This is a genomic window from Escherichia sp. WS568 (assembly GCF_046486085.1).
In the GTDB taxonomy this organism is placed as follows: Bacteria; Pseudomonadota; Gammaproteobacteria; order Enterobacterales; family Enterobacteriaceae; genus Escherichia; species Escherichia coli.
Genome location: NZ_JBJQMC010000001.1, coordinates 70,712 through 94,158 on the forward strand (window position 1 = coordinate 70,712; position 23,447 = coordinate 94,158).

General features: G+C 50.0%; 19 protein-coding genes. 9 read left to right on the forward strand and 10 right to left on the reverse strand.

What is annotated here, in order from left to right:
- Positions 1 to 33: 33 nt before the first annotated feature.
- Together mdtI and mdtJ are read right to left on the reverse strand one after the other, a co-directional pair.
- Positions 34 to 363, reverse strand: coding sequence for a multidrug/spermidine efflux SMR transporter subunit MdtI (mdtI, locus tag ACJHWR_RS00345; RefSeq protein WP_000046661.1), 330 nt, complete (start codon positions 361 to 363; stop codon positions 34 to 36).
- Entirely contained in the window at positions 350 to 715 is a 366-nt protein-coding gene (gene mdtJ / locus ACJHWR_RS00350) for a multidrug/spermidine efflux SMR transporter subunit MdtJ (protein WP_000276149.1), read from the reverse strand. The genes mdtI and mdtJ overlap by 14 nt, the downstream gene beginning before the upstream one ends.
- A 411-nt stretch (positions 716 to 1,126) precedes the next feature.
- On the opposite strand from mdtJ, the gene tqsA reads away from it, so the two are divergent.
- Positions 1,127 to 2,161, forward strand: a complete 1,035-nt coding sequence (gene tqsA, locus ACJHWR_RS00355; RefSeq protein WP_001118219.1) for an AI-2 transporter TqsA — start codon at positions 1,127 to 1,129, stop codon at positions 2,159 to 2,161.
- 24 nt (positions 2,162 to 2,185) lie between these two features.
- Here the strand turns inward: tqsA and pntB are convergent, their stop codons facing one another.
- Positions 2,186 to 3,574 (reverse strand): Re/Si-specific NAD(P)(+) transhydrogenase subunit beta, encoded by a 1,389-nt coding sequence (pntB, locus tag ACJHWR_RS00360; protein WP_000014026.1) that lies wholly within the window; start codon positions 3,572 to 3,574, stop codon positions 2,186 to 2,188.
- Between the two features lie 10 nt (positions 3,575 to 3,584).
- The gene (gene pntA, locus ACJHWR_RS00365) at positions 3,585 to 5,117 is read right to left on the reverse strand and encodes a Re/Si-specific NAD(P)(+) transhydrogenase subunit alpha (RefSeq protein ID WP_001298661.1); all 1,533 of its coding nucleotides are present in this window, start codon (positions 5,115 to 5,117) and stop codon (positions 3,585 to 3,587) included.
- Between the two features lie 524 nt (positions 5,118 to 5,641).
- On the opposite strand from pntA, the gene ydgH reads away from it, so the two are divergent.
- From ydgH to folM, 3 genes are all read left to right on the forward strand, one after another.
- Entirely contained in the window at positions 5,642 to 6,586 is a 945-nt protein-coding gene (gene ydgH, locus ACJHWR_RS00370) for a DUF1471 family protein YdgH (protein ID WP_000769322.1), read from the forward strand.
- A gap of 185 nt (positions 6,587 to 6,771) precedes the next feature.
- Entirely contained in the window at positions 6,772 to 8,154 is a 1,383-nt protein-coding gene (locus ACJHWR_RS00375) for an amino acid permease (protein WP_000412379.1), read from the forward strand.
- A 36-nt stretch (positions 8,155 to 8,190) separates the two neighbouring features.
- On the forward strand, positions 8,191 to 8,913 hold the full coding sequence (gene folM / locus ACJHWR_RS00380) for a dihydromonapterin reductase (protein WP_000513659.1): 723 nt from the start codon (positions 8,191 to 8,193) through the stop codon (positions 8,911 to 8,913).
- On the opposite strand, the gene ACJHWR_RS00385 is transcribed toward folM, so the two are convergent.
- Positions 8,910 to 9,245, reverse strand: a complete 336-nt coding sequence (locus ACJHWR_RS00385) for a GlpM family protein (protein ID WP_000524861.1) — start codon at positions 9,243 to 9,245, stop codon at positions 8,910 to 8,912. The genes folM and ACJHWR_RS00385 overlap by 4 nt on opposite strands.
- A 128-nt stretch (positions 9,246 to 9,373) precedes the next feature.
- On the opposite strand from ACJHWR_RS00385, the gene rstA reads away from it, so the two are divergent.
- The 3 genes from rstA (at position 9,374) to tus (ending at position 12,403) form a co-directional block, all read left to right on the forward strand.
- Positions 9,374 to 10,093 carry a two-component system response regulator RstA gene (rstA, locus tag ACJHWR_RS00390; protein WP_001298660.1) on the forward strand — a complete coding sequence of 240 codons (720 nt, stop codon included), beginning with the start codon at positions 9,374 to 9,376 and terminating at the stop codon, positions 10,091 to 10,093.
- Between the two features lie 3 nt (positions 10,094 to 10,096).
- Entirely contained in the window at positions 10,097 to 11,398 is a 1,302-nt protein-coding gene (rstB, locus tag ACJHWR_RS00395; RefSeq protein ID WP_000732511.1) for a two-component system sensor histidine kinase RstB, read from the forward strand.
- A gap of 75 nt (positions 11,399 to 11,473) precedes the next feature.
- Entirely contained in the window at positions 11,474 to 12,403 is a 930-nt protein-coding gene (gene tus, locus ACJHWR_RS00400) for a DNA replication terminus site-binding protein (RefSeq protein WP_001295399.1), read from the forward strand.
- Here the strand turns inward: tus and fumC are convergent.
- Together fumC and fumB are read right to left on the reverse strand one after the other, a co-directional pair.
- The gene (gene fumC / locus ACJHWR_RS00405; RefSeq protein WP_001099082.1) at positions 12,400 to 13,803 is read right to left on the reverse strand and encodes a class II fumarate hydratase; all 1,404 of its coding nucleotides are present in this window, start codon (positions 13,801 to 13,803) and stop codon (positions 12,400 to 12,402) included. The two genes, tus and fumC, sit on opposite strands and share 4 nt — an antisense overlap.
- A gap of 142 nt (positions 13,804 to 13,945) precedes the next feature.
- A complete protein-coding gene (gene fumB / locus ACJHWR_RS00410; RefSeq protein ID WP_000066623.1) occupies positions 13,946 to 15,592 on the reverse strand; it encodes a class I fumarate hydratase in 1,647 nt (548 codons plus the stop codon).
- Positions 15,593 to 15,790: 198 nt separating this feature from the next.
- Here fumB and manA point away from each other — a divergent pair, with 198 nt between their 5' ends.
- Both manA and ACJHWR_RS00420 read left to right on the forward strand, forming a co-directional pair.
- A complete protein-coding gene (gene manA, locus ACJHWR_RS00415; RefSeq protein ID WP_001170653.1) occupies positions 15,791 to 16,966 on the forward strand; it encodes a mannose-6-phosphate isomerase in 1,176 nt (391 codons plus the stop codon).
- Positions 16,967 to 17,066: 100 nt separating this feature from the next.
- Complete coding sequence (locus ACJHWR_RS00420) at positions 17,067 to 18,575, forward strand: YdgA family protein (protein WP_001043368.1); 1,509 nt, start codon at positions 17,067 to 17,069, stop codon at positions 18,573 to 18,575.
- Between the two features lie 44 nt (positions 18,576 to 18,619).
- On the opposite strand, the gene uidC is transcribed toward ACJHWR_RS00420, so the two are convergent.
- From uidC to uidA, 3 genes are read right to left on the reverse strand one after another with little or no spacing between them, the layout of a single operon-like run.
- Complete coding sequence (gene uidC / locus ACJHWR_RS00425) at positions 18,620 to 19,885, reverse strand: glucuronide uptake porin UidC (RefSeq protein WP_001227045.1); 1,266 nt, start codon at positions 19,883 to 19,885, stop codon at positions 18,620 to 18,622.
- A gap of 38 nt (positions 19,886 to 19,923) precedes the next feature.
- Positions 19,924 to 21,297 carry a glucuronide transporter gene (uidB, locus tag ACJHWR_RS00430; RefSeq protein WP_001075888.1) on the reverse strand — a complete coding sequence of 458 codons (1,374 nt, stop codon included), beginning with the start codon at positions 21,295 to 21,297 and terminating at the stop codon, positions 19,924 to 19,926.
- Positions 21,294 to 23,105 carry a beta-glucuronidase gene (gene uidA / locus ACJHWR_RS00435; protein ID WP_000945894.1) on the reverse strand — a complete coding sequence of 604 codons (1,812 nt, stop codon included), beginning with the start codon at positions 23,103 to 23,105 and terminating at the stop codon, positions 21,294 to 21,296. Before uidA ends, uidB begins: the two co-directional genes overlap by 4 nt.
- Positions 23,106 to 23,447 lie beyond the last annotated feature (342 nt).

The following is a 23,447-nucleotide window of genomic DNA, read 5'->3' on the forward strand; positions in this document are numbered from 1 at the left end:
AAACGCTGCCCGACAGTGCGGGCAGCGTGTTCATCAGGCAAGTTTCACCATGATCATTCCAGCCAACAGCAAGACCAGGCCAATCCAGCCTTTACGATTTAACCGTTGACCAAACAAGATCCAACCTGCGGCTAACGTGGCGGCAATACCAAACCCGCCCCACAATGCATAAGCGACAGACAAGTCGATCCCTTTAACGGCCTGAGAAAGCGCACTAAAGGCAGCCAGCACCGCCGCCAGGGAGAGCAAGCCAAATATTTTGCGACGAAAGCCGTCAGAAAATTTCAAAAAGACGTTAGCAACGATTTCCAGCACGATTGCCAATGCCAGCCAGGCGGCGTGAACCCATTCAAACTGCGCCATGGTTCACCTCCAGTTCAGGTTTACGCGCTTTACGAGTACCTGATTTGATCAACACAATCCCGGCGACCAGGGTGGTTAACCCGGCAATTTTCATCAGCGATAAACTTTCGTCGAATAACAAAACGCTAAACAAGGTAATAAATAAAATACCGATACCTTCCCACAGCGCATAAGCCACGCCTAAGGCGATCTTTTTAACGGCGAAAGAGAGAAATATATACGACAGAGAAATCATCACCAGCATTAAAATAAAGCCGCCATTTCCCTCACTGACGCTCGCCCATTTCATAGACAGCGTACCGGTAATTTCTGTAGCAATAGCCAGACCTAATAAAATCCAATAAATATACATTGTCCTTCTCCTGCAAGAGAATTATTTTAATTTTCGCTTAATTCAGCGAAACCAAAGTAAAGTGGTCAAGCCCCGCGCATAGCGCAAGCTTAAGCAGGAGAAAGGACTAAAGCGCGTTGCGCCAGTGCTGCTCACCTACGAGCAAGATAGTGGATGAGGTACGAAGATGGGTAAATGTAGAAAATAACGTCCTGAACAAATTGTCCATAATATTACAATTATCCGCAGTGTTGCTTCTCGTCATCGCGGATGATAATTGTCCTCGGTAGTTGAACACGCCTGATTTGTATCATAGCTTAAGAATTAACTCAAAATATTTTCACTTCTTTACCTGAGCGGTTTGATTTTCGTTATGATGACGGAGCGAAAAAGACATTATTATTAGCAAAGGAAGAAAAAACGGGGACAAGCATGGCAAAGCCGATCATCACGCTCAATGGCCTAAAAATCGTCATTATGTTGGGAATGCTGGTCATTATTCTCTGCGGTATCCGTTTTGCCGCCGAGATCATCGTGCCGTTTATTCTCGCATTATTTATTGCTGTTATTCTTAACCCGCTGGTGCAACACATGGTCCGCTGGCGAGTGCCGCGTGTACTGGCGGTGTCGATTTTGATGACCATCATCGTGATGGCGATGGTGTTGCTGTTAGCTTATCTGGGTTCCGCGCTCAACGAGTTGACGCGGACGTTACCGCAATATCGCAACTCTATTATGACGCCGCTGCAAGCGATTGAACCGTTGTTGCAACGCGTAGGGATTGATGTCTCAGTTGACCAACTGGCGCATTACATTGATCCGAACGCGGCAATGACGTTGCTCACCAACTTATTGACGCAGTTATCTAATGCCATGTCATCAATCTTTTTATTGCTGCTGACGGTGCTGTTTATGTTGCTCGAAGTGCCACAATTGCCCGGAAAATTTCAGCAAATGATGGTGCGTCCGGTTGAAGGGATGGCGGCGATTCAGCGTGCGATTGACAGTGTGTCTCATTATCTGGTGCTGAAAACAGCCATCAGCATCATCACCGGCCTGGTCGCCTGGGCGATGCTCGCCGCACTCGATGTTCGCTTCGCTTTTGTCTGGGGATTGCTGGCCTTTGCGCTTAATTACATCCCTAATATTGGTTCAGTTCTCGCGGCAATCCCCCCTATCGCTCAGGTACTGGTGTTTAATGGCTTCTACGAAGCGTTGCTGGTGCTGGCGGGATATCTGCTAATTAATCTGGTCTTCGGCAATATTCTGGAGCCGCGCATCATGGGACGTGGGCTGGGGCTTTCCACATTGGTGGTATTTTTGTCGTTGATTTTTTGGGGATGGTTGTTAGGACCGGTGGGTATGCTGCTTTCCGTGCCGTTAACAATTATTGTCAAAATTGCGCTTGAACAAACAACGGGAGGTCAAAGCATCGCCGTTCTGTTAAGCGATCTCAACAAAGAGTGACGGCCTCCGCAGAGGCCGTCAGGGTTACAGAGCTTTCAGGATTGCATCCACGCTGGCTTTGGCGTCACCAAACAGCATGTGGGTGTTTTCCTTGAAGAACAGCGGGTTTTGCACACCAGCATAGCCAGTGTTCATCGAACGTTTAAAGACAATCACGTTCTGCGCTTTCCACACTTCCAGAACAGGCATACCAGCAATCGGACTCTTCGGATCATCCTGCGCCGCCGGGTTAACCGTATCGTTAGCACCAATCACCAGTACGGTATCGGTATCAGCAAAGTCATCGTTGATCTCGTCCATTTCCAGCACGATGTCATACGGTACTTTTGCTTCAGCCAGCAATACGTTCATATGTCCAGGCAAACGCCCCGCAACCGGGTGGATACCGAAACGCACATTAATACCACGAGCGCGCAATTTCTCAGTAATTTCAGCGACAGGATATTGCGCCTGCGCGACTGCCATGCCGTACCCCGGAGTAATGATCACTGAATGGGAGTTTTTCAGCAGTTCCGCTGTCTCTTCTGCAGTGATTTCGCGGTGCTCGCCCACTTCCTGATCATCGCCAGTAGAAGAGCCGTCGGTGCCGAAACCACCCGCAATAACGCTGATAAAAGAACGGTTCATCGCCTTACACATAATGTAAGAAAGGATAGCCCCCGAAGAACCGACCAGCGCACCGGTCACAATCAGCAGGTCGTTGCTGAGCATAAAGCCCGCAGCCGCAGCCGCCCAGCCGGAGTACGAGTTCAGCATTGATACCACCACTGGCATATCTGCACCACCAATAGAGGCGACTAAATGCCAGCCAAATACCAGCGCAATGGCGGTCATAATCAGCAATGCCAGCACTTGCAGGCCGACGCTGTCCGTGCGAACAAATACAATCAGCAGCAGGAAGGAAACGATCAGAGCCGCCAGGTTCATTTTGTGACGGTTTGGCAGCATCAACGGTTTAGACGAAATCTTGCCACACAGTTTGCCGAACGCCACCACCGACCCCGTGAACGTTACCGCCCCGATGAAGATACCGAGGAACACTTCCGTCAGGTGAATATTGACCAGAACCGGTGCCATTCCCGCGTCATGATGCAGATAGCTGTTAAAACCAACCAGCACTGCCGCCAGACCCACGAAGCTATGCAGGATCGCCACCAGTTCTGGCATTTCGGTCATTTCAACTTTCTTCGCCAGACGGATACCAATTGCCCCACCAATAACCATCGCCAGCAAGATCCAGCCAACATTACCCGTATCCGGTCCAAAAATGGTTGCGATTAACGCAAACGCCATACCGGCGATACCGAAATTGTTACCCTGGCGAGACGTTTCATGTTTCGAAAGCCCGGCCAGACTGAAGATAAACAGGATCGCGGCAACAATGTATGCAGCTGTAACTAATCCTCCAGACATATGTTACCCCTTAATTTTTGCGGAACATTTTCAGCATGCGCTGAGTCACGGTGAAGCCACCGAAAATATTAATGCTGGCTATAAGCACCGCGATAAAACTAAGGAAGCTAACCCAGCCGCCCTGGCCAATCTGCAACAGTGCTCCGACAACAATAATCCCTGAAATCGCGTTGGTGACCGACATCAACGGTGTATGCAGCGCGTGCGATACATTCCACACCACGTAATAACCGACAACGCAGGCCAGCGCGAACACAGTGAAGTGTCCAAGGAACTCTTTTGGCGCAACGCTTGCCATCCAGCCGAAAAGGATGATTGCCAACGCCATCAACGCGTATTTACGCCACGGTGAGCAGGCACATTTTTCCTCAGTTTTCACTTCCGGTGCCGCTTTTTGTGCCGCCTGCGGCTGAGCTGATACCTGAATCGGCGGTGCCGGCCAGGTAATTTCGCCCGCACGGATCACGGTCACGCCACGAATCACCACATCATCAAAATCCACAGTGATGTTGCCGTCTTTCTCTTTGCACAACAGTTTCAGCAGATTAACGAGGTTAGTACCGTAAAGCTGTGAGGATTGCGTCGGCAGACGGCCCGGAAGATCGGTATAACCAATCACTTTGACACCATTTTCCGTAGTGAAGATTTCACCCGGCACGGTGTATTCACAGTTGCCGCCGTTTTGGGCTGCCAGGTCGACAATCACACTGCCCGCCTTCATGGAGTCAACCATTTCACGGGTAATTAGCTTCGGCGCTGGTTTGCCTGGAATAAGCGCGGTGGTGACAATGATATCGACCTCTTTTGCCTGGGCGGCAAAGAGTTCCATTTCCGCTTTGATGAACGCGTCCGACATCACTTTGGCATAGCCATCGCCGCTGCCCGCTTCCTCTTTAAAATCCAGCTCGAGGAATTCTGCGCCCATACTTTGAACTTGTTCTTTCACTTCCGGGCGGGTGTCGAATGCACGCACAATCGCGCCGAGACTGTTTGCTGCGCCAATGGCGGCCAGACCTGCGACACCGGCACCAATCACCATCACTTTTGCCGGTGGCACTTTCCCGGCCGCAGTGATTTGTCCGGTAAAGAAGCGCCCAAATTCATGTGCCGCTTCAACAATGGCGCGATAACCAGCGATGTTCGCCATCGAACTGAGTGCGTCCAGCGATTGTGCGCGTGAGATACGCGGCACAGAGTCCATCGCCATCACGGTCACGTTACGTTCCGCAAGTTTTTGCATTAATTCCGGATTCTGCGCAGGCCAGATAAAACTCACCAGCGTTGTCCCAGGATTCAGTAACGCAATTTCATCATCTAACGGCGCATTGACCTTCAGAATGATCTCTGACTGCCAGACGCTATTCCCTTCTACAATTTCAGCGCCCGCTTGCACAAACGCTTTATCGTCAAAACTTGCCAGTTGACCCGCGCCGCTCTCTACCGCGACGGTAAAACCCAGTTTCAGCAGCTGTTCCACTGTTTTTGGCGTTGCTGCAACACGGGTTTCATTGGTTAACCGTTCTCTTGGTATGCCAATTCGCATGATATTCCCTTCCATCGGTTTTATTGATGATGGTTTGCCTGTGTCAGGAGCCACACAAGCCGCTCATGTACGAGCTAAATGTTACTCCGTTAAAATAAATTAGTAACAAACGCCCTATAACGTACTGAAAATTATGCCTGTGATCTAGCGCCAAAAATCAGTATTTCGGCGTGAACTCGCAAAATATTAACGATTCAGCCGTGATAGTGGGATAAACACCTTAGAACGCTGGATAAAGACTGATAATTGTCTTCGACGGTCGGGTAAAACGAGACATCGCCCCGGTACGAATCACTACTTAACATTAAATTAACTTATACAATTCAGTTGATTCAGTAGTATTGATGCTGATACGGCTGTTTTTTTAAGCATAGACGGTCATTTGAGCAGGATTAAAATTGGCTTAAGGAATGTGATATGAAAAATGACGCAGACAGTTACACCGTTTAAATGCAATAATCAGCCACGTTTCTCGTTAATAACAATACCAGTACTTGGTTTGCGCAAGGCGAAGGATTATTTTTATGAAGCTTAAGAACACCCTCCTGGCGTCGGCACTGCTTTCTGCTACGGCATTCTCCGTTAACGCAGCAACAGAACTGACACCGGAGCAAGCGGCAGCGGTTAAACCTTTTGACCGTGTAGTGGTTACCGGTCGTTTTAATGCTATTGGCGAAGCGGTGAAAGCCGTTTCTCGTCGCGCAGATAAAGAAGGTGCCGCCTCTTTTTATGTTGTCGACACTTCTGATTTTGGTAACAGCGGTAACTGGCGTGTGGTCGCTGACCTCTATAAAGCCGATGCTGAAAAAGCAGAAGAAACAAGTAATCGCGTAATTAACGGTGTTGTCGAACTGCCGAAAGATCAGGCTGTTCTGATTGAACCGTTTGACACGGTCACCGTCCAGGGCTTCTATCGTAGCCAGCCAGAAGTCAATGATGCCATCACCAAAGCAGCAAAAGCGAAAGGTGCCTACTCTTTCTACATCGTTCGTCAAATCGATGCCAACCAGGGCGGCAACCAGCGTATTACTGCATTCATCTATAAAAAAGATGCTAAGAAACGTATCGTCCAGAGCCCGGATGTGATCCCGGCAGATTCCGAAGCAGGACGTGCAGCTCTGGCTGCCGGTGGCGAAGCTGCGAAGAAAGTTGAGATCCCGGGGGTTGCGACTACCGCATCACCAAGTTCTGAAGTCGGTCGCTTCTTTGAAACCCAGTCATCAAAAGGCGGGCGTTACACCGTCACGCTCCCGGATGGCACTAAAGTCGAAGAACTGAACAAAGCGACCGCAGCGATGATGGTCCCGTTCGACAGCATCAAATTCTCTGGCAACTACGGCAACATGACCGAAGTCTCCTATCAGGTTGCGAAACGTGCCGCGAAGAAAGGTGCTAAGTATTACCACATCACCCGCCAGTGGCAGGAACGTGGTAATAACCTGACCGTCAGCGCAGATCTGTATAAATAACTATTCAGTTACTCCTATAAGGCGGCTTGATGCCGCCTTTCGCATTTTTAGTCACAAATTTCCCCGCGACCATTGCATGCAGACACATCTCTTCGTAAAATCCCGCGCTTCAGTGGCAAACTCCATTTTTATGCGTTTTGCCCTAATATTTATTCTTCTTATCACGTTTTAATCACTGGATATCGATGGAAAAGAAACTGGGACTGAGCGCACTCACCGCGCTGGTATTAAGCTCAATGCTGGGCGCGGGTGTTTTCAGTCTGCCGCAAAATATGGCGGCAGTTGCCAGCCCGGCAGCACTGCTCATCGGCTGGGGTATTACTGGCGCTGGCATTTTATTGCTGGCCTTTGCCATGCTGATCCTCACGCGCATTCGTCCCGAACTTGACGGCGGTATCTTTACCTATGCCCGCGAAGGGTTTGGCGAGCTAATCGGCTTTTGTTCCGCATGGGGATACTGGCTGTGCGCAGTCATCGCCAACGTCTCCTATCTGGTGATCGTTTTTTCCGCGTTAAGCTTTTTTACGGACACGCCGGAATTGCGCCTGTTTGGCGATGGTAATACCTGGCAATCGATAGTCGGTGCATCGGCTTTATTGTGGATTGTTCACTTTTTGATCCTGCGCGGGGTGCAAACCGCTGCCAGCATTAACCTGGTGGCAACACTGGCAAAACTGTTGCCGCTGGGTCTGTTTGTTGTGCTGGCGATGATGATGTTCAAACTGGATACCTTCAAGCTCGACTTCACCGGACTTGCACTTGGCGTACCCGTTTGGGAACAGGTGAAAAACACCATGCTGATCACCCTGTGGGTTTTCATTGGTGTGGAAGGTGCCGTGGTTGTTTCTGCGCGTGCGCGTAATAAACGTGATGTTGGCAAAGCGACACTGCTGGCGGTTCTCTCCGCTCTGGGCGTTTACTTGCTGGTAACGCTGCTTTCGCTGGGTGTGGTGGCACGTCCTGAACTGGCTGAAATTCGTAACCCGTCAATGGCCGGTCTGATGGTGGAAATGATGGGACCATGGGGCGAAATCATCATCGCAGCCGGTTTGATCGTTTCCGTTTGCGGCGCGTACTTAAGCTGGACCATCATGGCGGCAGAAGTTCCGTTCCTGGCCGCCACTCATAAAGCATTCCCGCGCATTTTTGCGCGCCAGAACGCACAAGCTGCGCCATCCGCCTCACTGTGGTTGACCAACATCTGCGTGCAAATTTGTCTGGTGCTCATCTGGCTGACCGGTTCCGATTACAACACATTGCTGACCATCGCCTCAGAAATGATTCTGGTGCCCTATTTCCTGGTCGGCGCGTTCTTGCTAAAAATCGCAACCCGTCCACTGCATAAAGCGGTAGGTGTCGGTGCCTGCATTTATGGCTTATGGTTATTGTACGCCTCTGGTCCAATGCACTTGCTGTTATCCGTTGTTCTGTATGCACCGGGGCTGCTGGTTTTCCTGTACGCGCGTAAAACGCATACCCATGATAATGTACTGAATCGTCAGGAAATGGTGCTGATTGGCATGCTGTTAATTGCCTCAGTTCCGGCGACCTGGATGCTGGTGGGATAACGTTCATCCCATCGTTGGATAGCAAAGGAGATAACGATGGGTAAAGCCCAACCCTTGCCAATATTAATTACTGGCGGTGGTCGTCGCATCGGCCTCGCCCTCGCATGGCATTTCATTAATCAAAAGCAACCGGTGATTATCAGCTATCGGACGCACTATCCCGCCATTGATGGACTTATTAACGCAGGTGCGCAGTGTATTCAGGCTGATTTTTCGACCAACGACGGTGTGATGGCGTTTGCCGATGAAGTACTAAAAAGCACCCATGGCCTGCGTGCTATTTTGCATAACGCCAGCGCGTGGATGGCAGAAAAACCAGGTACATCACTGACCGACGTACTGGCTTGCATGATGCAGATCCACGTTAATACCCCATACCTACTCAACCATGCACTGGAAAGATTACTGCGTGGGCACGGACACGCCGCCAGCGATATCATTCACTTTACCGATTATGTGGTGGAGCGCGGTAGCGACAAACATATTGCCTATGCTGCAAGCAAAGCGGCACTGGATAATATGACCCGCTCGTTTGCCCGCAAGCTGGCACCGGAAGTGAAAGTGAATTCTATTGCGCCATCGCTAATCCTGTTTAATGAACATGATGATGCCGAATATCGACAACAGGCGCTGAATAAATCACTGATGAAAACCGCGCCTGGCGAGAAAGAAGTGATCGACCTGGTCGATTACTTACTTACCAGCTGCTTTGTCACCGGACGCAGTTTCCCTCTTGATGGCGGTCGTCATCTGCGTTAATGCAGCTTTATCCAGCATATAATCAACACCCATGCGCTTATCCCCCAACACGCAACAGAACCAACAAAAGCGGCGGGCAAGCGCATCATTCCGGTGAAATACCACAGCGACGCCAGGTAAACAAAATAGGGAATAATCGACCACATACTAAAAATGATGGTTGCGCGTAAGGCTTCAATGCCGCGTTCGCTGGCAACAATATAATGCGCGATAAGCGCAAAGGTCGGGAAAAGTGGAATCAGCCCGGCGATATAATAATTTTTCGTTTTTGCTAAAACACCAATCAACAGCACTACCAGCGCACCGAGCGCGGCTTTGATTACCAGCCCCATCTTTTTACCTTAACACTTCCATAACAAGTCATCAGTAGAATACCTGATGAAACCTTGTTTAGAAACGATTGATAGTAAGTAAAAACAGTGCGGTGTATTGTGACGTTTTTATATCTACCGTGAATGTTATGAACACTATCGTATTTGTGGAAGATGATGCGGAAGTCGGTGCACTGATTGCCGCATACCTGGCAAAACATGATATGCAGGTTACCGTAGAGCCGCGCGGCGACCGGGCCGAAGAAACTATTCTGCGAGAAAATCCGGATTTGGTGTTACTCGACATCATGCTACCAGGCAAGGACGGCATGACCATTTGTCGTGATTTACGCGCAAAGTGGTCCGGACCGATTGTTCTTCTAACCTCTCTCGATAGCGATATGAACCACATCCTGGCACTGGAAATGGGCGCCTGCGACTATATTCTCAAAACGACGCCCCCTGCTGTTTTGCTAGCGCGTTTACGTTTGCATTTGCGTCAGAATGAGCAAGCCACAGTGACCAAAGGTATTCAGGAAACGTCTCTGACTCCCTACAAAGCCCTGCATTTCGGCACGTTGACCATCGATCCCATCAACCGCGTAGTCACCCTGGCTAACACTGAAATCTCGCTCTCGACAGCTGATTTCGAATTATTGTGGGAATTAGCTACCCATGCCGGGCAAATCATGGACCGCGATGCATTGCTGAAAAATTTACGCGGCGTCAGTTATGACGGTCTGGATCGTAGCGTGGACGTGGCTATTTCGCGGTTAAGAAAAAAACTGCTCGATAACGCCGCAGAACCTTATCGTATTAAAACCGTGCGTAACAAAGGCTATCTTTTTGCGCCTCATGCGTGGGAATAAGCGATGAAAAAACTGTTTATCCAGTTTTACCTGTTATTGTTTGTCTGCTTCCTTGTGATGTCTCTGCTGGTCGGGCTGGTGTACAAATTTACCGCCGAACGCGCAGGCAAACAGTCGCTGGATGATTTGATGAACAGTTCGCTGTATCTGATGCGCAGCGAATTGCGTGAGATCCCCCCACACGACTGGGGTAAGACGCTGAAAGAGATGGATTTAAATCTCTCTTTCGATCTGCGTGTCGAGCCGCTGAGTAAATACCATCTTGATGATATTTCCATGCACCGGCTGCGTGGCGGCGAAATTGTCGCTCTGGACGATCAGTACACCTTTTTGCAACGTATCCCGCGCAGCCACTACGTGCTGGCAGTTGGTCCTGTTCCTTATCTTTATTACCTCCATCAGATGCGATTACTGGATATCGCCCTGATCGCTTTTATTGCTATTTCCCTCGCCTTTCCGGTGTTTATCTGGATGCGTCCGCACTGGCAGGATATGTTAAAACTGGAAGCAGCGGCGCAACGATTTGGCGATGGGCATCTCAATGAACGTATCCACTTTGATGAGGGTTCGAGCTTTGAACGACTTGGTGTTGCATTTAACCAGATGGCGGACAATATCAACGCCTTGATTGCCAGCAAAAAACAGCTTATTGACGGTATCGCTCACGAACTGCGAACACCGTTAGTGCGCCTGCGTTATCGACTGGAGATGAGCGATAACCTGAGCGCCGCCGAATCCCAGGCGTTGAACCGCGATATCAGTCAACTTGAAGCTTTAATTGAAGAGCTTCTGACTTATGCCCGACTCGATCGCCCACAAAATGAGCTTCATCTTAGCGAACCAGACCTGCCGTTGTGGCTGTCAACGCATCTGGCAGATATTCAGGCAGTAACGCCCGATAAAACGGTACGGATAAAAACGCTCATGCAAGGCCATTATGCGGCGTTGGATATGCGCTTAATGGAGCGCGTGCTGGATAATTTGCTCAATAACGCCCTGCGCTACTGTCATTCAACGGTTGAAACCAGCCTGCTACTGTCGGGGAATAGAGCGACATTAATTGTTGAGGATGATGGCCCAGGGATTGCCCCAGAAAACCGCGAACATATCTTTGAACCTTTTGTTCGCCTCGATCCCAGCCGGGATCGCTCAACCGGCGGCTGCGGGCTGGGGCTGGCAATTGTCCACTCTATAGCACTGGCAATGGGCGGTACGGTTAATTGTGACACCAGCGAACTGGGTGGTGCCCGCTTCTCGTTTAGCTGGCCGTTATGGCATAACATCCCGCAATTTACCTCTGCCTGACACTATGCGCACGGTGGTCAAGTCACCACCATTGTGCTATAAAATAAGGATGTTGTAACTAAAGTGGTTAATATTATGGCGCGTTACGATCTCGTAGACCGACTCAACACTACTTTTCGCCAGATGGAACAAGAGCTGGCTGCATTTGCCGCTCATCTTGAGCAACACAAGCTATTGGTTGCCCGCGTGTTCTCTTTGCCGGAGGTAAAAAAAGAGGATGAGCATAATCCGCTTAATCGTATTGAGGTAAAACAACATCTCGGCAACGACGCGCAGTCGCTGGCGTTGCGTCATTTCCGCCATTTATTTATTCAACAACAGTCCGAAAATCGCAGCAGCAAGGCCGCTGTTCGTCTACCTGGCGTGTTGTGTTACCAGGTCGATAACCTTTCGCAAGCAGCGTTGGTCAGTCATATTCAGCACATCAATAAACTCAAGACCACGTTCGAGCATATTGTCACGGTTGAATCAGAACTCCCCACCGCGGCACGTTTTGAATGGGTGCATCGTCATTTGCCGGGGCTGATCACCCTTAATGCCTACCGCACGCTCACTGTTCTGCACGACCCCGCCACTTTACGTTTTGGCTGGGCTAATAAACATATCATTAAAAATTTGCATCGTGATGAAGTCCTGGCACAGCTGGAAAAAAGCCTGAAATCACCACGCAGTGTCGCACCGTGGACGCGCGAGGAGTGGCAAAGAAAACTGGAGCGAGAATATCAGGATATCGCTGCCCTGCCACAGAACGCGAAGTTAAAAATCAAACGTCCGGTGAAAGTGCAGCCGATTGCCCGCGTCTGGTACAAAGGAGATCAAAAACAAGTACAACACGCTTGCCCTACGCCGCTGATTGCACTGATTAATCGGGATAATGGCGCGGGCGTGCCGGACGTTGGTGAGTTGTTAAATTACGATGCCGACAATGTGCAGCACCGTTATAAACCACAGGCGCAGCCGCTTCGTTTGATCATTCCACGGCTGCACCTGTATGTTGCAGATTAACCCCCGGCTTTCATACTGCCGACCATCTGTTCTGGCCGTACCCAGCTGTCAAACTCGGCTTCGCTAAGATACCCCAGCGCAAGGGCCGCAGCTTTTAAGGTCAGCCCTTCTTTATGCGCTTTTTTGGCGATCTCGGCGGCTTTGTCATAACCAATGTGGGTGTTAAGCGCAGTCACCAGCATCAGCGATTCATTGAGTAATTGATTGATTCGCTCACGATTCGGTTCAATGCCCACTGCACAGTGTTTGTTGAAACTTTCCATGCCATCTGCCAGCAAGCGCACCGATTGCAGGAAATTATGAATCACCATCGGACGGAAGACGTTCAGTTCAAAGTTACCGGAAGCGCCACCCATGTTGATCGCCACGTCGTTCCCCATCACCTGACAGCAAAGCATGGTTAATGCCTCACACTGGGTTGGGTTCACTTTCCCCGACATGATTGAGCTGCCCGGCTCATTTTCCGGGATTGCGATTTCACCAATTCCACAGCGCGGGCCAGAGGCCAGCCAGCGGACATCATTGGCAATTTTCATCAGTGACGCAGCCAACCCTTTCAACGCGCCGTGCGCCTGAACCAGGGCATCACAGGTCGCCAGCGCTTCAAATTTGTTCGGCGCGGTAACAAACGGAGCGCAGGTAATGACTGCCAGTTCATCTGCTACTCGACGCGCATACTCCGGATGGGTATTTAGTCCAGTACCCACCGCTGTACCGCCAAGAGCCAGTTCCGCTACATGCGGCAGGCTGTATTCGATATGTTTGAGATTATGCTCGAGCATCGCTACCCAGCCGGAAATCTCCTGCCCCAGTGTTAGCGGCGTGGCATCCTGCAAGTGGGTTCGACCGATTTTGACGATATCGGCAAATGCACGGGATTTCTCATTCAGTGTCTGTGTCAGGGTTTTAAGCTGCGGAATGAGTTGCTTGCGCAGCGCCAGTAGCGCCGCAACGTGCATCGCCGTCGGAAAGACATCATTGGAACTTTGGCTTTTGTTCACGTCGTCGTTAGGGTGAACTTTACGCTCCATCCCGCGCACGCCGCCAAGTAATTCACTGGCCCGATTAGCCAGCACTTCGTTCATGTTCATATTACTTTGCGTGCCGGAGCCGGTCTGCCAGATAGCCAGCGGGAATTCGTCGTCATGCTGTCCTGCCAGTACTTCATCCGCCGCCTGACGAATGGCGCTCGCTTTCTCTTCAGACAACAAGCCTAAATCTTCATTAACTTTTGCCGCTGCGCGCTTGGTTAGTGCCAGCGCATGAATCAGTGAGGTGGGCATTTTCTCCGTCGAAATGCGGAAATGCTCCAGCGAGCGTTGAGTTTGTGCGCCCCACAGCTTATCTGCCGGGACATCAATCGCCCCCATCGAATCTTTTTCGCTGCGTACTGTATTCATGGCCTGCTCCTCACCTGATTAATTTTTTCTTTCTGTTTTGCTTTCGTTAAGCAACTTTTAGCTCACTCATTATTTACTATTTGATAACAAATGTTTGGTCTTTCGTGCCATGTAAAAAAACCGCCCCGAAGGGCGGCTCTGTTTATTTCACACAGCGGGTGCACTGTGTGAGTTGTATCTGCTGGAAGAAGTCATTTCCTTTATCATCCACAAGGATAAATGCCGGGAAATCTTCCACTTCAATTTTCCAGATGGCTTCCATTCCCAGTTCCGGATATTCAACACATTCCAGGCTCTTAATACTACCCTGCGCCAATACAGCGGCCGGACCACCGATACTGCCAAGGTAGAAACCGCCGTGTTTTTTACAGGCATCCGTCACCTGCTGGCTGCGGTTGCCTTTCGCCAGCATGATCATACTTCCTCCCTGCGCTTGCAGTTGATCGACATAAGAATCCATCCGTCCGGCGGTCGTTGGGCCAAGAGAACCGGAGGCATAACCTTCCGGCGTTTTGGCCGGACCCGCATAGTAAATCGGATGATCTTTGATGTACTGCGGCAGCCCTTCACCGTTATCCATCCGCTCTTTCAGTTTGGCGTGAGCAATATCACGACCGACGATAATCGTGCCATTCAGCGATAAGCGTGTAGAAACGGGATACTGCGACAACTGTGCGAGGATCTCTTTCATCGGACGGTTAAGGTCAACGCGCACCGCTTCGCCTTCTCCCGCTTTGCGCAGCTCTTCCGGGATATATTTTCCTGGATTATGTTCCAGTTTTTCGATCCAGATCCCCTGACGGTTGATCTTCGCTTTGATATTACGGTCAGCAGAACAGGAGACGCCCATACCGACCGGGCAGGATGCGCCGTGACGTGGCAGGCGAATCACGCGGATGTCGTGAGCGAAGTATTTACCACCAAACTGCGCACCCAGACCAAGATTTTGCGCTTCGATCAGCAATTCTTTTTCCAGTTCCACATCGCGGAACGCCTGTCCGTGCTCATTCCCTTCCGTTGGCAGTTCATCATAGTATTTAGCGGAAGCCAGTTTCACCGTTTTAAGGTTCGTTTCTGCAGAAGTTCCACCAATAACGAACGCAATATGATACGGAGGACAGGCCGCCGTACCCAGCGTGCGCATCTTCTCAACCAGGTAATTTTTCAGTTTCCCCGGCGTTAGTAACGCTTTGGTTTCCTGATACAGATACGTCTTGTTTGCCGAACCGCCACCTTTGGCGATACAGAGGAATTTGTACTCGTCGCCATCAACGGCATAAAGATCGATCTGCGCTGGTAGATTGGTGCCGGTATTCACCTCTTTATACATATCCAGCGGCGCGTTTTGCGAGTAGCGCAGATTATCTTCGATATAAGTGTTATAGACACCGCGTGCCAGCGCCGCTTCATCACCGCCACCGGTCCATACACGCTGCCCTTTTTTACCAACAATAATCGCGGTGCCGGTATCCTGACAGGTCGGCAGAATGCCTTTCGCCGCGATGTCGGAGTTACGCAGGAATTGCAGCGCCACATATTTATCATTTTCGCTGGCTTCCGGGTCACGCAGAATGTCGGCCACCTGTTGTTGGTGAGCCGGACGCAGCATAAATGACGCATCATGAAACGCTTGACGCGCCAACAGAGTTAACGCTTCGGGTGCGACTTTCAAAATCTCCTGCCCTTCAAATTCAGATACGCTAACGTGTTCGCTGGTTAGCAGGTAATACTCAGTATCATCTTTTTTGAGTGGAAAAGGAGCCTGATAATGAAAGGGTTTGTTTGACATTGTTCTCTCACTTACTGCCTGGTTTGGTTATGCTCTGGGCGGGTGTTCCGTTGCCCTGTTAAAAGCGAGTAACAATATCCTACACACTTTTTTAACAAAAACTGAGACTAGTACGACTTTTTGCGGCTCCAGGTTACTTCCCGTAGGATTCTTGCTTTAATAGCGGGATTAATTTCCACATTAAAACAGGGATTGATCATGCAAAAACTCATTAACTCAGTGCAAAACTATGCCTGGGGCAGCAAAACGGCGTTGACTGAACTTTATGGTATGGAAAATCCGTCCAGCCAGCCGATGGCCGAGCTGTGGATGGGCGCACATCCGAAAAGCAGTTCACGAGTGCAGAATGCCGCCGGAGATATCGTTTCACTGCGTGATGTGATTGAGAGTGATAAAGCGACTCTTTTGGGAGATGCCGTTGCCAAACGCTTTGGCGAACTGCCTTTCCTGTTCAAAGTATTATGCGCAGCACAGCCGCTCTCCATTCAGGTTCATCCAAACAAACGCAATTCTGAAATCGGTTTTGCCAAAGAAAATGCCGCAGGTATTCCGATGGATGCCGCCGAGCGTAACTATAAAGATCCTAACCACAAGCCGGAGCTGGTTTTTGCGCTGACGCCTTTCCTTGCGATGAACGCGTTTCGTGAGTTTTCCGAGATTGTCTCCCTGCTCCAGCCGGTCGCAGGTGCACATCCGGCGATTGCTCACTTTTTACAACAGCCTGATGCCGAACGTTTAAGCGAACTGTTCGCCAGCCTGTTGAATATGCAGGGTGAAGAAAAATCCCGCGCGCTGGCGATTTTAAAATCGGCCCTCGACAGCCAGCAGGGTGAACCGTGGCAAACGATTCGTTTAATTTCTGAATTTTACCCGGATGACAGCGGTCTGTTCTCCCCGCTGTTGCTGAATGTGGTGAAATTGAATCCTGGCGAAGCGATGTTCCTGTTCGCTGAAACGCCGCACGCTTACCTGCAAGGCGTGGCGCTGGAAGTGATGGCGAACTCCGATAACGTGCTGCGTGCGGGTCTGACGCCTAAATATATTGATATTCCGGAACTGGTTGCCAATGTGAAGTTCGAAGCCAAACCGGCTAACCAGTTGTTGACCCAGCCGGTGAAACAAGGTGCAGAACTGGACTTCCCGATTCCTGTGGATGATTTTGCCTTCTCGCTGCATGACCTTAGTGATAAAGAAACCACCATTAGCCAGCAGAGTGCCGCCATTTTGTTCTGCGTCGAAGGCGATGCAACGCTGTGTAAAGGTTCTCAGCAGTTACAGCTTAAACCGGGTGAATCAGCGTTTATTGCCGCCAACGAATCACCGGTGACTGTCAAAGGCCACGGTCGTTTAGCGCGTGTTTACAACAAGCTGTAAGAGCTTACTGAAAAAATTAACATCTCTTGCTAAGCTTATTAAAGGCTTATAACACCTTCAGGCGGCCAGTCCGCCTGATTTCATTTTATGGATAATCATTATGAATAAATCGCTGGTAGCGGTAGGCGTCATTGTTGCGCTAGGCGTAGTCTGGACAGGCGGCGCATGGTATACAGGCAAGAAGATTGAAACCCATCTCGAAGACATGGTCGCGCAGGCGAACGCGCAACTCAAACTGACCGCTCCTGAATCCAACCTGGAAGTGAGTTATCAAAACTATCATCGCGGCGTATTCAGCAGTCAGCTGCAACTGTTGGTGAAACCCATTGCCGGGAAAGAAAATCCGTGGATTAAAAGCGGTCAGAGCGTCATCTTCAACGAATCGGTTGATCATGGTCCCTTCCCCCTTGCCCAGCTAAAAAAACTGAACCTGCTCCCGTCGATGGCATCAATTCAAACCACGCTGGTTAATAACGAAGTTAGCAAGCCACTGTTTGATATGGCAAAAGGTGAAACGCCTTTTGAGATTAACTCCCGCATTGGTTACAGCGGAGATTCCAGTTCCGATATTTCGCTCAAGCCGCTGAATTACGAGCAAAAGGATGAAAAAGTCGCCTTTAGCGGCGGCGAGTTCCAGTTAAATGCGGACAGAGACGGCAAAGCTATCTCCCTTTCCGGAGAGGCGCAAAGTGGTCGGATAGACGCAGTTAACGAATACAACCAGAAAGTGCAGTTGACCTTTAATAATCTGAAAACCGACGGTTCCAGCACGCTGGCAAGTTTTGGTGAGCGCGTAGGAAACCAAAAACTGTCACTGGAAAAAATGACCATTTCAGTGGAAGGCAAAGAACTGGCACTGCTGGAAGGCATGGAGATCAGCGGTAAATCGGATCTGGTCAATGACGGTAAAACGATCAATAGCCAACTGGATTACTCGCTAAACAGCCTGAAGGTACAGAATCAGGATCTGGGCAGTGGCAAGCTGACTTTAAAAGTCGGCCAGATTGATGGTGAAGCCTGGCATCAGTTTAGCCAGCAATATAACGCGCAAACTCAGGCGCTGCTGGCACAGCCAGAAATTGCCAACAATCCCGAACTTTATCAGGAGAAAGTGACGGAAGCCTTCTTTAGCGCCCTGCCGCTGATGTTGAAAGGCGATCCGGTGATTACTATCGCGCCGCTAAGCTGGAAAAACAGTCAGGGTGAAAGTGCGCTGAATCTGTCGCTGTTCCTGAAAGATCCGGCAACGACTAAAGAAGCGCCGCAAACGCTGACGCAGGAAGTAGATCGTTCGGTTAAATCTCTGGATGCGAAACTGACCATTCCGGTGGATATGGCAACTGAGTTGATGACTCAGGTAGCGAAGCTGGAAGGTTATCAGGAAGATCAAGCGAAAAAACTGGCGAAACAGCAAGTTGAAGGTGCATCAGCAATGGGGCAGATGTTCCGTCTGACCACCTTGCAGGACAATACCATCACCACCAGCCTGCAATATGCTAACGGTCAGATAACGTTAAACGGGCAGAAAATGCCACTGGAAGATTTCGTGGGTATGTTTGCGATGCCGACATTAAACGTTCCGGCTGTACCCGCTATTCCGCAGCAGTAATTCACAGCCAAAACGCCGGAGATTTTTCTCTCCGGCGTTTTTTCTTACTTCAGCATAAAGTCATACTGAATACTCATTTTCACATCCCAGTAATTCAGGCGATCGCCCAGCGTACTGCCATCGCGCTTTTCCCGCCCTTTATCGGCAGCAAGAAAGAAATTCATCCCTTGTAACGGCCCTTCGCTGACCCGATAGTTCATACCCCCTAAGATACCCGCGCCTTCAATCCGCACATCTCGTTTACTGGATTCATAGCCGCGGGTCACAATCGGTGCAAATGTCAGCGTAAATTGCGGAGTTAAACGATAGTTGACGCCCAATTGCCAGGACTGCATTCCTTCACGGTTACGATCAAGACTTAATGAAAAGGGATAGCCAATGTCGGTGTCCACCACGGCACCATTCATTGCATGGCGCAAATAACCACCACTGCCAAATACGCTTCCCCACGGCGCATTCCAGGTCAATTGTCCACTAACCAACGCCGTTTCATTGGGCTGGCTGGTATTACGACTTAAACCTTCGAGTTGCGCGTAAAAGCCGAGCAACTCCCCTTTCAACGTATAATTCGGGTCGAGCGGTATGCTTTTCTCGAGAATACTTTGTAACTGATTGGAAACATCTTTCTGTACCGATGCCCCCAGAGAATAGCGACTGGTATCATCATGCCAACTGGCGGCTAAAAAAGAACGTGCGCGATGTTTATCGTATTTTCCCGTCTGGCTGTTATACACCCCTTCATCACGAATACCGGTTGTTGAATCGGTCCATAAAAATACTCGTGAACGCCACATTCCCCACAGATCAATATTTGGCGTTAAAGCCCAATAACCTAATGCTCCTTCAGAAACTGTCGGTAATGTACGTTGCGAACTGCCAGCCATTAACGGAATACGATAAGGTAAGCTACCATAACTATAATCCGTCCCGAAGCGACCTAATTTAAGCAGACTACTTTCACTGGGTTTTATTTTTACTGCCCCCAGGGCAAAGCCAAAACTTTTATCACCATCAAGATACCACCGGGTACTCATATCAGCACGAGCACCTAATTTATAAACATAATACGCCCCGCCTTCAACGCCAATAATATTGGAATAGTAACCACTATTGAAATCGAGCAATCCTCCCTGTACCCATGCGTAAATATCTCTTCCCGCGCCAGCACTGGGCTTATCAGCCCTGCGTAATTCATTTTTCAGTCTGATGCGTAGTCCCGCTTCATCGTCAGCCAGTTGCGCCGCATAAGCAGAGGTAAGGCCAGAGGCAGCCGTCAGGCAAATAACGGCCATGGCCACTATTTTTCTCATAGTTGCACCTTTGATGTTCTGATTATTTTTATTGAATATTAATTAATGATATCGCTGATTAATTGCTGCTGCATTTTTTTACGATTATCAATTTCAACCACGATTTCTTTGAATTTTTTATCCGTGAGCGGATAAAACCAGATAATGACGAATGCCAGCAGCATAAATCCGCAAGGTACTAAGGCAATTGATGTGCGGATGCCCATAATAACTTCCGTCGTTTGCGCCTGATTGGCGATATATCCGCTTAATCCCAAAATAAAGGCAGGAATTGAACCTCCGATTGCCTGACCGCATTTACGGGTAAATGAGAATAGTGAATAGGTGAGCCCTTCAATTCGCACGCCGGTCAGGTATTCACCGTATTCTACGGTATCAGCTTCCAGTGCCCACATCACGGTCATGGTAACGCCCTGGCCAATTGATGCGATGGCCAACGCAACCAACGCCACCGGCAGTGACCAGACGGAAACCCAGAAGAACAGCAGATAACCGCAGGTTCCCAGCAAAGCGCCAATCAGGAAGGTATTCTTTTTACCGATCCTCGCGACCATCCCAGGCACCAGCGGTGCCGATGCCACAGTACCGACCAGGTTTTGCACCAGTACCAGCACAGTGAACAGCCCGGTATCATTTAACACATAGCGCACGTAGAACAACGACGAGGCGCTGACCGCGAAGGTCGAAATCAGCACACACAGCGCACCGATGCACAACATAAACAGCGGGCGATTCCGTTTCAGGGTTTGCAGACTGATCTTCAATGACGGCTGCGCCACGATACGTACCACATTCTCACGCGTCGATTTGAAGCAGATGAAGTAAAGCACCATTCCGGCAATCGCCAGCACAATCGTCCAGAAATGGTATACCGACACCATCTCTTCCGGGCTGGAGTTCTTAATGCTCGGTCCTATCAGAAATGCCAGGCAGACAAAGGTCAATGACGCGGCAATCCCGCGAGCCGCGCCCAGACGGGCGCGGGATTGTGGTTGTTGGGTCATCGCGGTAGCAAGTGAACCATAAGGAATATTCACCAGGCTGTAGCAAAGCCCGAGTCCCATGTAGGTCAAATATGCATACACAACTTTGCTGCTATGGCTCCAGTCGGTCGGTACCCAGAATACCAGCACGCTGAAGATCATTAACGGCGCAGTACCGAAGAGTAAAAACGGGCGGAATTTTCCCCAACGGGTATTCACACTGTCCACCACTCGTCCGGCAAAGACATCGGCGAAGGCATCGAATACCCGCACCAGTAACAGCATGGTGCCCGCCGCAGCGGCACCGACGCCAGCGACGTCGGTGTAGTAACTCAACAGGAAGAGCGCCCCCATTGCGAAGGCGAAGTTATTGGCGACGTCACCGAGGCTGTAGCCGACGATGGTGCGCCAGGAGAGTTGTTGATTCATTGTTTGCCTCCCTGCTGCGGTTTTTCACCGAAGTTCATGCCAGTCCAGCGTTTTTGCAGCAGAAAAGCCGCCGACTTCGGTTTGCGGTCGCGGGTGAAGATCCCTTTCTTGTTACCGCCAACGCGCAATATGCCTTGCGAGGTCGCAAAATCGGCAAAATTCCATACCTGTTCACCGACGACGGCGCTGACGCGATCAAAGACGCGGTGATACATATCCAGCCATGCACACTGATACTCTTCACTCCACATGTCGGTGTACATTGAGTGCAGCCCGGCTAACGTATCCACGCCGTATTCGGTGATGATAATCGGCTGATGCAGTTTCTCCTGCCAGGCCAGCAGTTCTTTTTCCAGAACCTTCTCTGCCGTTTCCAAATCGCCGCTTTGGACATACCAACCGTAATAACGGTTCAGGCACAGCACATCAAAGAGATCGCTGATGGTATCGGTGTGAGCGTCGCAGAACATTACATTGACACAGGTGATCGGACGCGTCGGGTCGAGTTTACGCGTTGCTTCCGCCAGTGGCGCGAAATATTCCCGTGCACCTTGCGGACGGGTATCCGGTTCGTTGGCAATACTCCACATCACCACGCTTGGGTGGTTTTTGTCACGCGCAATCAGCTCTTCAATCGCCTGTAAGTGCGCCTGCTGGGTTTCCCCGTTGACTGCGTCTTCGCTGTACAGTTCTTTCGGCTTGTTGCCCGCTTCGAAACCAATGCCTAAAGAGAGGTTAAAGCCGACAGCTGCAGTTTCATCAATCACCACGATGCCATGTTCATCTGCCCAGTCGAGCATCTCTTCAGCGTAAGGGTAATGCGAGGTACGGTAGGAGTTGGCCCCAATCCAGTCCATTAATGCGTGATCGTGCACCATCAGCACGTTATCGAATCCTTTGCCGCGCAAATCCGCATCTTCATGACGACCAAAGCCAGTAAAGTAGAACGGTTTGTGGTTGATCAGGAACTGTTCGCCCTTCACTGCCACTGACCGGATACCGACGCGCAGCGGGTAGATATCACACTCTGTCTGGCTTTTAGCTGTGACGCACAGTTCATAGAGATAACCTTCACCTGGTTGCCAGAGGTGCGGATTCACCACTTGCAAAGTCCCGCTGGTGCCTTGTCCAGTTGCAACCACCTGTTGATCCGCATCACGCAGTTCAACGCTGACATCACCATTTGCTACCACCTGCCAGTCAACAGACGCGTGGTTACAGTCTTGCGCGACATGCGTCACCACGGTGATATCGTCCACCCAGGTGTTCGGCGTGATGTAGAGCATTACGCTGCGATGGATCCCGGCATAGTTAAAGAAATCATGGAAGTAAGACTGCTTTTTTTTGCCGTTTTCATCGGTAATCACCATTCCCGGCGGGATAGTCTGCCAGTTCAGTTCATTGTTCACACAAACGGTGATACGAACACTTTTCCCGGCAATAACATACGGCGTGACATCGGCTTCAAATGGCGTATAGCCGCCCTGATGCTCCATCACTTCCTGATTATTTACCCACACTTTGCCGTAATGAGTGACCGCATCGAAACGCAGCACGATACGCTGGCCTGCCCAACCTTTCGGTATAAAGACTTCGCGCTGATACCAGACGTTGCCCACATAATTACGAATATCTGCATCGGCGAACTGATCGTTAAAACTGCCCGGCACAGCAATTGCCCGGCTTTCTTGTAACGCGCTTTCCCACCAACGCTGATCAATTCCACAGTTTTCGCGATCCAGACTGAATGCCCACAGGCCGTCGAGTTTTTTGATTTCACGGGTTGGGGTTTCTACAGGACGTAACATAAGGGACTCCTCATTAAGATAAAAATACTGGTCAACCTTTAATCTGATTAGTTAACCAATTCTGTGTTGCACACAGTTATCTGTGAGAAACCCACGGAAGAGAAATGGAAATAAAAAGAACTGACACCGCGATCAAAAAACCAAAAACTGCAATACCCACAGCGTGATATTGATCGCATTAATCTTTAAAACAGCGTTGACAGAAGCCACAAAATAAGCAATCGAACGTTCGTTCGAACATATTGGGAACGATAAACCCTCATGATATATTGCTACGATGAATATTTAGGTGGGATTCTCCGATCCCGGGGAGGATGATTTTTGCACAGAGAAATTACGATA